At 71.0% G+C, this 11,688-nt stretch carries 8 protein-coding genes and 1 pseudogene; 8 read left to right on the top strand and 1 reads right to left on the bottom strand.

Annotation, left to right across the window (positions count from 1 at the left end; all coding sequences use genetic code 11):
* The 8 genes and pseudogenes from ACWCPI_RS30440 to ACWCPI_RS30405 form a co-directional block, all read left to right on the top strand.
* A pseudogene (locus tag ACWCPI_RS30440) lies at positions 1-131 on the top strand (winged helix-turn-helix domain-containing protein); the annotation flags it as partial.
* A gap of 52 nt (positions 132-183) precedes the next feature.
* Positions 184-966 carry a TSUP family transporter gene (locus ACWCPI_RS30435; RefSeq protein ID WP_451041179.1) on the top strand — a complete coding sequence of 261 codons (783 nt, stop codon included), beginning with the start codon at positions 184-186 and terminating at the stop codon, positions 964-966.
* 660 nt (positions 967-1,626) lie between these two features.
* Positions 1,627-2,415, top strand: a complete 789-nt coding sequence (locus ACWCPI_RS30430) for a GntR family transcriptional regulator (RefSeq protein ID WP_451041178.1) — start codon at positions 1,627-1,629, stop codon at positions 2,413-2,415.
* Between the two features lie 33 nt (positions 2,416-2,448).
* A complete protein-coding gene (locus ACWCPI_RS30425; protein WP_451041177.1) occupies positions 2,449-2,676 on the top strand; it encodes a 4Fe-4S dicluster domain-containing protein in 228 nt (75 codons plus the stop codon).
* A 15-nt stretch (positions 2,677-2,691) separates the two neighbouring features.
* Positions 2,692-4,038, top strand: coding sequence for an ABC transporter substrate-binding protein (locus ACWCPI_RS30420; RefSeq protein ID WP_451041176.1), 1,347 nt, complete (start codon positions 2,692-2,694; stop codon positions 4,036-4,038).
* Positions 4,035-4,967 (top strand): ABC transporter permease, encoded by a 933-nt coding sequence (locus ACWCPI_RS30415; RefSeq protein WP_451041175.1) that lies wholly within the window; start codon positions 4,035-4,037, stop codon positions 4,965-4,967. The genes ACWCPI_RS30420 and ACWCPI_RS30415 overlap by 4 nt, the downstream gene beginning before the upstream one ends.
* Positions 4,951-5,745 (top strand): ABC transporter ATP-binding protein, encoded by a 795-nt coding sequence (locus tag ACWCPI_RS30410; RefSeq protein ID WP_451041174.1) that lies wholly within the window; start codon positions 4,951-4,953, stop codon positions 5,743-5,745. The genes ACWCPI_RS30415 and ACWCPI_RS30410 overlap by 17 nt, the downstream gene beginning before the upstream one ends.
* Entirely contained in the window at positions 5,742-8,498 is a 2,757-nt protein-coding gene (locus tag ACWCPI_RS30405; RefSeq protein WP_451041173.1) for a fumarate reductase/succinate dehydrogenase flavoprotein subunit, read from the top strand. Before ACWCPI_RS30410 ends, ACWCPI_RS30405 begins: the two co-directional genes overlap by 4 nt.
* Before the next feature lie 277 nt (positions 8,499-8,775).
* On the opposite strand, the gene ACWCPI_RS30400 is transcribed toward ACWCPI_RS30405, so the two are convergent.
* Positions 8,776-10,959: a hypothetical protein gene (locus ACWCPI_RS30400; RefSeq protein ID WP_451041172.1), complete on the bottom strand. Its 2,184-nt coding sequence runs from the start codon at positions 10,957-10,959 to the stop codon at positions 8,776-8,778.
* Positions 10,960-11,688 lie beyond the last annotated feature (729 nt).

Raw genomic sequence — 11,688 nt, 5'->3', positions numbered from 1 at the left:
ACATCGCCCGCCTGCGCCGCAAACTGGGTGCGGCTCACCGGCACCGCATCGTCACCGTTCGGCGCGTGGGCTACAAGTACGTGCCCGACCAGCAGGACAGCCCCGACTCCGCGCTCCACAGCCGAGTTTGAGTGCATCACCGCGGAGATCGATTCCGCGATCTTCCCCGATCCGACGACTGCCGTGACATGGTCGACGGCGCTGGCCGGTCTGGCCGTCGGCCTGCTCATAGCGGTCGTGACCGCGCCGGTGGGCGTCTCGGGTGCGGTGTTCCTGCTGCCTGTGCAGTTGAGCGTACTCGGGGTGCCCAGCCCTGCGGTCACCCCCACGAACCTGCTGTTCAACGTGGTGGCCGGACCCGGCGCCCTGCTGCGGCACCACCGCAAGGGCCTGCTGCACGACCCGCTGACGTTCCGACTGGTGACCGGCACCCTGCCCGGCGTGGTCATCGGCGCCGTGATACGGGTCTTCGCCATCCCGGGCGTCACCGTCTTCCGCCTCCTGGTCGCCGCGCTGCTGGTGCCGCTCGGCCTGTGGCTCATCGGGCGCACCCTCCGGCCCACCCGTCCGGCTCGGGCCGCGGAACCCTCACCCCGGACCGTCACCCAACTCGCCTTGGTCGTGGGGGTCGTCGGCGGGATCTACGGGATCGGAGGCGGATCCATCCTCGGCCCCATCCTGGTCGGCCGGGGCATACCCCTCGCCCGGGTGGCACCAGCCGCCCTCGCCTCCACGTTCGCCGCCTCCCTCACCGGGGCCGCGGCCTTCGCGCTGCTGTCCCTGACGGGCTCCGGTGACATCGCCCCGGACTGGTACCTCGGTCTGGCCTGTGGCCTCGGCGGACTGATCGGCGGCTACCTCGGGGCGCACCTGCAACCTCGGCTGCCCGAAACGGCACTGCGTCTCCTGCTCGGCGCCCTGGCCACCGTCCTCGGGGCCCTCTACGCCGTACAGTCACTGCGCTGACGAACGGCAGCAGTGCTCAGGACCAGCGGATCGGCCCGGCAAGGACGTACCTTCCCGGGTGACTGATGCATAGGTCGGCGGACAAGACCGGTGTTCGGCCGACTCGGCTGTGTGTGCATCGACTTCGGCCTCCGGCGCGGTGGCCGGCAAGCTCGAACGCAACGGTCGGCGGCTCGTCGTCCGCACCGGTCACCACCAGCGTTCGGCCGCTTGGAGGACTTCCAAGGCTGCCGCATCCTGGTGCTCATCGGAGTCCGTGCCCTACGGCTCCGAGAACCTCGTGGCTCTCCCGGACGGCTACTTCGCGTCCGAGCGCGTCCTGGGCAGATCTGCCGCGTGAACCGGGCTCGCCGAAGAATGCGTGCCCCGGTCCGTCCTCGTGGTCGGGGACCGGGCCCTGCAGAACCGCGGATGCACGCGGCAGCTCCCACCCGGCGGCCCGCCCGTAGCGTGACGCACCCCGTACGCCAGGTCGTGCACGGCTGGCCCAGCGGGTCGTGCCGCTGTCCTCCCGTGCGGGCTGGGCTGAGGGCCCCGGCACTGGCAGATCTTCCCGCCCGTTCGACGAAACCCCAGGTCAGGGGCGTACCTGGTCATGTGTCAGGTGGCGCAACACTCCAGCAACACCGCTTTTCCCACCCGATAGGTATGGTTCGAAACATGCCCCCTACCGACCGCATCCGAGACCACGCCGGCCAGGGCGCGACCACCGTCGCCGCCCACCGTGCGCGGCGGCGGCTGCGTGCGGACCGGGCACGCCAGCTCGCTGACCTGCTCCGCCACCAACTCCTGGCCGGCAGGTTCCCGGACGCCGCGCTTCCGCACGAGACGACCCTCGCCACGGAGTACAGCGCCTCCCGCAACACCGTTCGCCAAGCCCTCGACCTTCTGCGCGCCGAAGGCCTGGTCGAACGCCTCCCCGGCGTCGGCACCGTCGTCGTGGCCCGGAAGTACACCCACGGACTCGACCGGCTGATGGGCCTGGCGGAAACACTGCGTGAGCACGGCCGCGTCACCAACGAGGTCCGCACCGTGGGCTCCGTACCCGCCCCGTCCCCGGTGGCCGACCGCCTGCGCCTCCCCTCCGGCACCGACGTCCTCTACATCGAACGCCTGCGCCGGCTGAACGGTCTGCCCCTGTCCCTCGACCTCACGTACATCCCCCTCGACATCGGCGCCGCACTGCTCGGCGAGGACCTGGAGAACACCGACATCTTCCGGCTCCTGGAGACACTCACTGGCCGGCACCTCGGCCACGCCGACATCAGCCTGGAGGCGGTGAACGCGGACGCCCACTCCGCCGCCGTACTGCAGGCACCGCGCGGTGCGGCCGTCCTGATGCTGGAACGCCTCACCCACCTCGCCGACGGCCGACCGGTCGACCTGGAGTTCATCCGCTTCCGTGGCGACCGCATCTCGATGAGCGGCCTGCTGCACCGGTCCCTGTAAACACCCCGCTCGCGCACATTCCTGGAGACAGCCATGCCCTTGGCGCCCCAGCGGGCCGACGTGCCCGTGACCATCGACGAGTCGAAGTGCATCGAAGGCTGCACGCTCTGCGTGGACATGTGTCCGCTGGACTCCCTCGCCATCGACGAGAGCAGCGGCAAGGCGTACATGCACGTGGACGAGTGCTGGTACTGCGGCCCGTGCGCGGACCGCTGTCCCACCGGAGCCGTCACGGTCAACATGCCCTACCTGCTCCGGTGAAAGGTCACACCACCCATGAAACGCACAGCTCTTGCCGCAGCCGCCGCCCTGCTTCTCGCGCCGCTCACCGCCTGCGGCGGCAATGCCGCGGCAGACGGTGACGGCTCCACCGTCACGGTCACGGTCGGCTACCAGTCCAAGACCATCAACACGGTCACCGCGGGGACACTCCTGCGCTCCCTCGGCTACTTCGAGAAGCAGCTGAACTCCCTCGGCGACGGCCGCACCTACAAGGTCGACTGGCAGGACTACGCCACCGGCGCCCCCATCACCGCCCAGATGACCGCCGGGAAGATCGACATCGGCTCGATGGGCGACTTCCCCCTGCTCATCAACGCCGCCCGCGGCAAGCAGCTGAACCGTCCCACCCACCTGGTCTCGGTCACCGGCTACAACCTCCGCGGCGGCCTCAACACCATCGTCACCGGCCCCGACTCCGAGCTCGCCTCGCTCAAGGACCTGAAGGGCAAGAAGGTCTCCACGAGCGTCGGTTCCGCCGCCGACGGCACCCTCGTACGGGCCCTGCAACGCGCCGGCATCGACCCGAACGACGGCATCGAGAAGCTCAACCAGCAGCCCGCGGTGGGCGCGTCGGCCCTGGCGGCGGGCAGCGCGGACGCGCTGTCCCAGTTCGTCGCCTGGCCGGGACTGCTCGCCTACCAGGGCAAGGCGAAGGCCCTGTACGACGGCGCCCAGTTGAACCTGCCCACCTTCCACGGCGTCACCGCCCGCGAGGACTTCGCGAAGAAGAGCCCGGCCGTGCTGAATGCCTTCCTGAAGGCCCAGTCGCAGGCCACCGACTATCTCAACGAACACCCCGTGGGCGCCGCCGAGAAGGTCGCGAAGGCCACCGGTCTGCCCGCCGAGGTCGTCTACCTCTACAACGGCGCCCACGGCATCTCCACCTTCGACCCGGCCCTCAAGCCCCAGCTCGTCGACGCGCTCAAGCAGGATGTGTCGGTTCTGAAGGCGGCGAAGCTGACCGGCGACGTGGACGTGGACTCCTTCGTCGACGACCGGTACGTCAAGAAGGCCCTCGGAGCGTCGTACGCGAAGCGGCTCACCGCCGCTCCCCCGGCGGCCGCGAGCGAGGCGTGGCCGAAGGATGCCGACGAGACCGAGTCCTTCGAGTCCCCGGCGGACCTCCTGAGGTATGTGGCCGCGCACCGCGACGGCATCCGCGCCGCCTACGTCCCCGACGCCACCACCGGCACCCTGTGGTTCGCCGACAAGGCGGTGTGGGTCGCCGACGGAGACCAGCTCCTGCCGTTCGTCGCCCCGGCGACCGCAAAGGCGTACGTCTCCGCGCACAGCGGTGCCCGCGTCATCACCTACGCCGAGGCCCTGGAGCGGGCCGCATGAGCCGACCCGCGCCGCCGACGAGCCGCTACCAACGGCCGCTCCCGCCGATCGGCCGGTACACGCTGCGGGTGGCCGCCCTCGCGGCCGCCCTCTGCCTGTGGCAACTCCTGACCGGCCTGGATGTCGATCTGTGGCTGCGCTTCTCGCAGTTCCCCACGGTCACCGACGTCGCCCACGCCTTCGCCGACCGCCTGTTCGGGGCGGACTACTGGACGGACCTCACCAACAGCCTGACCCGCATCCTCACCGGCTTTGTGCTGGCCGCCGTGCTGGGCGTGGCGGTGGGCGTGCTCGTGGCCCGCTCCCGTCTCGCCGAGGACCTGCTGGGCCCCCTGCTGGAAGTGGTCCGCCCGATCCCGGCGATCGCCCTGGTCCCCGTCGCGATCCTCCTCTTCCCCTCCAACGAACAGGGCATCGTCTTCATCACCTTCACCGCCGCCTTCTTCCCCGTGCTGGTCTCCACCCGGCACGCGGTGCGCGCGCTGACCCCCGTGTGGGAGGAGGCCGTGCTCACGATGGGCGGCGGCCGGTGGCGGATCCTCGGCTCGGTCGTCCTGCCGGGCGCCCTGCCCGGCATCTTCGGCGGCCTGTCGGTCGGCATCGGCGTCTCCTGGATCTGTGTGATCTCGGCCGAGATGATCTCCGGCCAGTACGGCGTCGGCTACCGCACCTGGCAGGACTACACGATCGTCGACTACCCCGGCGTCTTCGTCGGCATGGTCACGATCGGCGTCCTCGGCTGGCTCACCTCCACCGCGGTGGAGCTCCTCGGCCGACGCCTGACCCGGTGGCTGCCGCGTACGGCGTACGTCCCCGGAGCCCGCCCTACGACACCCCGCACGCCCGCGCGAGCCCTGCCGGCGCCCACCGCCGCAGGCACCGACCGGCCCTCCGACGCCGAGGAGGCACGCGATGAGCACCTCGTCTGACACCGAGCCCGACCTCCGTACGGTGGCCAAGGCACCGTCCCCCGCAGGCGGAACCCGGCTCACCCTCCGCGGGGCCACGCTCGGCCGCCCCGACGCTCCCGTGCTGGCCGGCATCACCCTGGACATCACGCCGGGCGAGATCCTCACGGTCGTGGGCCCTTCCGGTTGCGGCAAGTCGACCCTGCTGCGCACGCTTGCGGGTCTGCTGCCCCCGATCGCCGGAGAGATCAGCCAGGACGGCCAGTCCCTGGCAGGCCCGTCCGCCGAACGCGCCCTGGTCTTCCAGGAGGACGCGCTGCTCCCCTGGCGCACCTTGCGGGCGAACGTGGAACTCCCGCTCGCCGTACGCGGGGTGCCGCGCGCCGAACGCCGCAGGCAGGCGGAGGCCTGGCTGGGCCGGGTCGGAATCGCCGAGCAGGCCCGGCAGTTGCCGCACCGCGTGTCCGGCGGGCAGCGTCAGCGTGCCCAGCTGGCCCGCGCCCTCGCGGGAGCGCCCCACGCCGTCCTCATGGACGAGCCGTTCGGCGCACTCGACGCCCAGACCCGCGCCGGCATGCAGGACCTGCTGGTGGAGGTGCTGCGGGGCACGGGCGCGACCGTCGTCTTCGTCACCCACGACGTGGACGAGGCCCTGTTCCTCGGCGACCGTGTGGCCCTGCTCGGCTCCGGCCGCCTCCTCGCCGTACGGGACGTGCCGCGCCCGCGCGACCGTACCGCGCACGACGATCCGGCGCGCATCGCCCTGCGGCGCGAAGTCCTCACGTCACTCGGTTCTTGAAAGGCACCCTGGTGGACACCCCCCTGCAGATCCCCGCCCTCACCGACGCCGAGGAACTGACCTGCGACGTCCTCGTCATCGGCGGCGGCACCGCCGGCACCATGGCCGCGCTGACCGCGGCCGAGCACGGTGCGAACGTGCTCCTGCTGGAGAAGGCCCACGTCCGCCACTCCGGCGCGCTCGCCATGGGCATGGACGGCGTGAACAACGCGGTCATCCCGGGCCGCGCCGAGCCCGACGACTACGTCGCCGAGATCACCCGCGCCAACGACGGCATCGTCGACCAGACGACCGTCCGCCAGACCGCCACCCGCGGCTTCGCCATGGTGCAGCGCCTGGAGTCCTACGGCGTGAAGTTCGAGAAGGACGAGCACGGCGAGTACGCGGTCCGCCAGGTCCACCGCTCCGGCTCCTACGTGCTGCCCATGCCGGAGGGCAAGGACGTCAAGAAGGTCCTGTACCGGCAGCTGCGGCGGCGCGAGATGCGGGAGAAGATCCGCATCGAGAACCGGGTGATGCCGGTGCGGGTGCTGACGGCGGAAGGGCGGGCCGTGGGGGCGGTGGGCTTCCACACCCGCACGGGCGCGTTCGTGGTGGTGCGCGCGGGCGCCGTGATCCTGGCGACCGGCGCCTGCGGCCGCCTCGGACTGCCCGCGTCGGGCTATCTCTACGGCACGTACGAGAACCCGACCAACGCGGGCGACGGCTACGCGATGGCGTACCACGCGGGCGCCGAGCTCACCGGCATCGAGTGCTTTCAGATCAACCCTCTGATCAAGGACTACAACGGCCCGGCCTGCGCCTACGTCGCCAACCCCTTCGGCGGCTACCAGGTCAACCGGCACGGCGAACGCTTCGTCGACTCCGACTACTGGTCGGGTCAGATGATGGCCGAGTTCGCGGCGGAGGTGGCCAGCGACCGCGGGCCGGTGTACCTGAAGCTGAGCCATCTGCCGGAGGAGACCGTCTCCGCCCTGGAGTCGATCCTGCACTCGACGGAACGGCCGACCCGCGGCACGTTCCACGCGGGCCGCGGCCACGACTACCGCACCCACGACGTCGAGATGCACATCTCCGAAATCGGCCTGTGCGGCGGCCACTCGGCCTCGGGCGTACGGGTCGACGACCACGCCCGTACGACCGTACCCCGCCTGTACGCCGCCGGGGACCTCGCGTGCGTCCCGCACAACTACATGATCGGCGCGTTCGTCTTCGGCGACCTGGCGGGCGCGGACGCGTCCCGGTACACGGCGTACGAAGGGGAGTTGCCCGCCGACCAGCTCCGCGAGGCGCACGAGCTGGTCTACCGCCCGCTGCGCAACCCGGACGGCCCGCCCCAGCCCCAGGTCGAGTACAAGCTGCGCCGCTTCGTGAACGACTACGTGGCCCCGCCGAAGTCCGGCGCCCGCCTGTCCCTGGCCGTGGAGGCCTTCGAGCGGATGCACGCCGACATCGCGGCCATGGGCGCCCGCACCCCGCACGAACTCATGCGCTGCGCCGAGGTCACCTTCATCCGCGACTGCGCGGAGATGGCCGCCCGCGCCTCCCTGGCCCGTACGGAGTCCCGCTGGGGCCTCTACCACGACCGTCTCGACCATCCCCAGCGCGACGACGCGTCCTGGTTCCACCACCTCGACCTGCGCAAGTCCCCCACCGGCGCGATGGAGTTCACGGCTCGCCCCGTGGCCCCCTACCTGGTCCCGGTCGACGGCTTCACCCCGGCCGACGGCCCTTCCCGGCATCTCGGCGTGGTCCACCCCGAACATGTGGCGACGGCAGGAGCCCGGGAAGCGGCGCCGGTGGCTCTGCGGCAGGAACCCGCGGTGGCCGACACAGCCGCCCACCCCCGTGCCGACGCGGACGGGCCGGCCACACCTCGCCTGCTCGAACTCCTCTCTCTCGCAGAGGACGAGCCCGATCTCTCCGTACTCACCGCCTACTTGTCGGACCCCGAGCCCAGTGTGCGCCGGACGGCCGTCACGGTCCTCACGGAGACCGTGCCGCCAGGCACCGGCCCGGCACTGGCCGCGGCGCTCACCGATCCCGACGCCGGCGTCCGTGCCGCCGCGGTCGCCTCACTGCGCGAACTGGTCGAGACGCTGGTACCGGAACCGGCCCTGCGCGACGGCCTCGGCGCCGCCCTGTCCGAAACCGACCCCGCCGTCCGTGCCGCCGCCTTGGACGTGTTGCGTGCTCTGCGGCTCGGTGACGCCGAGGTGTTCGCCCTCTCCCTGTCGGACTCCGACATCACCGTCCGTATCGCCGCGGTGCGCGCGCTGGTGTCGGTCGACGCCGCCGCCGAGTTGGCCGGTGCGGCAGCAACCGAACCGTCGCGCGAGGTCCGTGTCACCATCGCCAAGGCCCTGGCCACCCTGGGCACAGGCTCGGACCTGGCCCGCTCGGCCCTCGCCGCGCTGGTCGACGATCCGGACGCCCTGGTACGTGGGGCCGCCTATGAGGCTCTGGGCACGACGGGCTGCCCGGACGCCCTGGCCCCACGCGCCCAGGCAGCCCTGTCCGATTTGGCCTGGCAGGTGCGGGCCGGCGCCGCCACCGCTCTGTCCGTCGCGGAATCCGACCTGGCCGTGCCGGCCCTCGCCAAGGCCCTCACCGACTCGAACGCCGACGTCCGCAAGGCCGCCGTGCTGGCCCTGACCCGCCACCGTGCCGTCGAGGACGCCCGAGCGGCCCTGGTCGCCGCGACGACGGACTCGGACGCGGACGTCAGGGCGTATGCGGCGCGTGCGCTGTGAACGAAGTCCACGGCCGAGTGATCCGCATCGGCCGCGAGGCGTGACGCCGCCTGCTCGCCCGCCGCGGCATCAACTCCAGCGCACCAGAACGGGGTTGGCGATGGTGAACTGCCTCAGCGGTGCAGACCCGAGCCCTGCACGCCTGCCTGCGCTCGCGGTCAACACCAGCTCGCCACCGTGACGCCGAAGTCCTCGCAGAGGGCGGGTCGGTCACTGCGGCATGAACGGCGCTGCACCGGGCGGAGGGCGCGCCCCCGGCCGGGGGCGCGCCCTCCCGTCACCTGCCCCGGCCCGGCCGCATCCGTCCTGCCCGCCGGCGGACCAGGACCACGACGACCAACAGCCCGGCGCCGACCAGAAGCGGCAGCATCCAGCCGCCGAGGATGCCGGACGAACTCCCGGCGGGCTGCGCGGAGTTCTGGCCGCCCTTGTCGCTGCCCCCGCCGCCGTAGTCCTTGCCCGACCTCTTGCCGCCCTCACCCCGGGAACCGCCCTCGCCGGCAGTCGAGTTGTCGCCGCCCATCCAGATGTGCGAGCCGTCGGCGGCGGGGCGGGCCTCCTGAGCGGACCGGGCGGTGTCCTGCTGCATGCCCGCCCAGCGGTCGCGGAAGGCGTCGGCGGAGGCGACCTTCTGCAGCTGGAGCCGGGAGAGGTCGACTCCGCCGTAGATGTAGGTGCGCGTGTACACGTAGTTGCCCTTGCGGGTGCGCTCGTTGACCTTGAACTCGCCCTCCTTGTACGAGCGCACGTACGCGTCGAAGGTGTCGCGCGGCTTCCACTTGGTCCGCGTCTCCCAACGGCTCACGTCACCCTGGTCAATGAGGTCGCCGTACGTGGAGGGCCGCTGGGTGTCGCGTTCGCGGTACCACTCCGCGGCGACCCTGGAGAGGTAGACGCGACGCAGATCGGCGTACTGCGATCCGTGGTTCACGGCCCGCTCGATGCCCGGCAGGATCAGGTCCCGGAACGTCTTGTCGTTGCGTTTCTCGGCCCCGGGGTCGCTGCGGTCCTTGCAGGAGGCAGCGCCTGAGCTGCCCTCCCCTGACAGGTGCTGCGACTCCATCTTCACTTCCAGCGGCGCGTCGAGGATGTAGAGCTGGTCGCCCTGAACGTTGACGCGCGCCTGACCGGGCACGATCCAGGTACGGAACGACATGCACCTGCCGCCGATCCGGTTCCAGAACTTCTTGCCCAGCTCGGTCTTCGGATGGATCAGGGCGGCCGTCGTCTTCTTCAGCTGGAGGTCGGCCTGGAGCATGATGCGGCCCACGTCGGTACGGCCCAGATCCGCGTCGACGATGCGATCCGGCTCGGTCGGATTGAGGTTCACCCAGAACGTGGAGCGCGGCATCGACAGCCAGACGAAGAAGGCGTCCGAGCTCTCCTTCGCGGCCTTCACGCCCGCCGCCGAGTTCTTCTCGGTGCTCGGGCCGCCGGGACCTGCGCTGAAGGCGTACTGCAGCCCCTGTCCGCCGTCGGAGAGGTAACGCAACTCCAGGGTGGTGAAGTCGATGCCGCCCGGTGCGGAGGCCGGATCGGCCAGGGCCTTCGCCAGGCCGCTGCTGCGCGGTGCGGATGAGCCCTCGTCCTCGTCGCAGGGTTGGGCGAGCGCGGCACCGGAGCGGGTGAAGACCGCGGGGTTCGCCAGAGTGACGGACGAACTGCTGTGCAGCGAGGCGTTGTTGACGGCGCCTCCGGGGCACGGGGCGGCCGGGACCTTCATGGTGTCCTTGGTCTCCTCCTGGTACTTCTTCTCGCGCTGCTGCTCCTTTCCGTACTCGTCCCTTGCCTTGCGGATGTCCTTGCCCAGCTGCAACCGGGTCGCTTGGTTGCGCTGGGACGCGATCTTGTCGTATTTGGCGTTGATCGCCTTCACCGCCCGGTCCCGGGCTTTGTCCGTGGTGTGCTTCTTCATCGCCACGGCGATCTTCTGGTTGCGCTCGGAGACCTCCGCGTCGGTGAGGTCGTAGTCGTAGGAGTAGAAGCGGCGGGCGGCGCCGTCGACGAGCTTGCGGCACTGCTGGCAGAACGCCCTCTCCGACGCCCAGGTGAACTCGTCGAAGGAGGCGTCGGCGTAGTCCGGGTCGGCCTTGAGACGTTCCAGGGCGCGCAGTACGAGGGTCTCGGAGTGGCTGCCGGGGTCGGTGGTCTCGTCGGAGGCGGAGTTCTGGCGCTTCGGGAAGCTCATTCCGCCGACCATCAGCAGGTGGTCGAGGCCCGCGTCGCGCACACGCTGGTACGCCCCCTCGGGCAGGTAGTCGCGGAACTCGAAGAGGTCGACCTTCCGGTAGACGACCAGCGGCCCGCTGCCCTGGGGCGGGTTGTCGACGATGGCGTCCAGCTGCTCCTCGCTCAGGCCGCTCGGGTCGACAAGGGCGAAGGCCGCGTTGGACCACTCGCTGAACGCCTTGCCCGCCTGCCCCTTCTCCATGGCGAGCCGGATCATCAGAAGCTCTTTCATGAGCTTGTCCTCGTAGTACGGCAGTTTCCCGCTGTCCGGTACGCCGGCCGGCAGGGCAGGCGCCGAGGCAGGTGCGACAGCGGTGTCCGGGCGGCCCGCGCTGGGGCGGGCCACCGCGGAGGGCGACGCGAATGCCGCACTGCCCGCAAGCGGGAGAGTGAGGGCTAAGGCGGCGGTGATGGAGCCGACGGTTGTCGTCAGGCGGTGCCGAGTGCGGTGAGTCACGGTGACACATCCCCCGTATACGCGGTGAATCGCGATGAAGATGTCCGTTCCGGTGAGTGGCTCGACGACCCTTCCCGGTACGGACAGTGATGTCTCGGAATGCGTACGCTTCCGGTTCGGGGCTGTAGGTGTCAAGAACCACTTCCATGCTGGTCACGCAGCTTGCCGGTGCTCGTGCAGAGGGTCTACAAGGCCGCCGAGGCGGTCACGCCGACAGCTGAGCACGGCGGCATGTCGTAGACCCGAAGACGTCCGCGGGAAGGACGGCGCGGGCAGGGCGGGGCGGCCGTGGCGCAGCGGCGGCTCGCAGTGATGGGTCGCGCGCTGGTCGGAGAGGTTGGTGGGCCGGGTGTCCCCGGGTCACGGCACCCTGCGAGGCGACACGGCGGCCAGGGCGGTGTCCGCGAGGGCCGTCGGCACGCCGGAGTCGCGAGGATCGCTGAGTGCCGCGCCAGACGGTCGACTCGCGGTCCGATTCCCTCGAACCGGTTGTCTCTCTCCTCT

This window comes from Streptomyces sp. NPDC001920 (assembly GCF_053594495.1).
This window is presented reverse-complemented; position numbering and strand designations above follow the sequence as displayed.

What these genes read in the sequence shown, in the direction of transcription:
- ACWCPI_RS30430 (WP_451041178.1), top strand. Translation starts at nt 1,627, where the DNA reads ATGCCCCCTACCGACCGCATCCGAGACCACGCCGGCCAGGGCGCGACC.
- ACWCPI_RS30425 (WP_451041177.1), top strand. Translation starts at nt 2,449, where the DNA reads ATGCCCTTGGCGCCCCAGCGGGCCGACGTGCCCGTGACCATCGACGAG.
- ACWCPI_RS30420 (WP_451041176.1), top strand. Translation starts at nt 2,692, where the DNA reads ATGAAACGCACAGCTCTTGCCGCAGCCGCCGCCCTGCTTCTCGCGCCG.
- ACWCPI_RS30415 (WP_451041175.1), top strand. Translation starts at nt 4,035, where the DNA reads ATGAGCCGACCCGCGCCGCCGACGAGCCGCTACCAACGGCCGCTCCCG.
- ACWCPI_RS30410 (WP_451041174.1), top strand. Translation starts at nt 4,951, where the DNA reads ATGAGCACCTCGTCTGACACCGAGCCCGACCTCCGTACGGTGGCCAAG.
- ACWCPI_RS30400 (WP_451041172.1), bottom strand. Translation starts at nt 10,959, where the DNA reads ATGAAAGAGCTTCTGATGATCCGGCTCGCCATGGAGAAGGGGCAGGCG.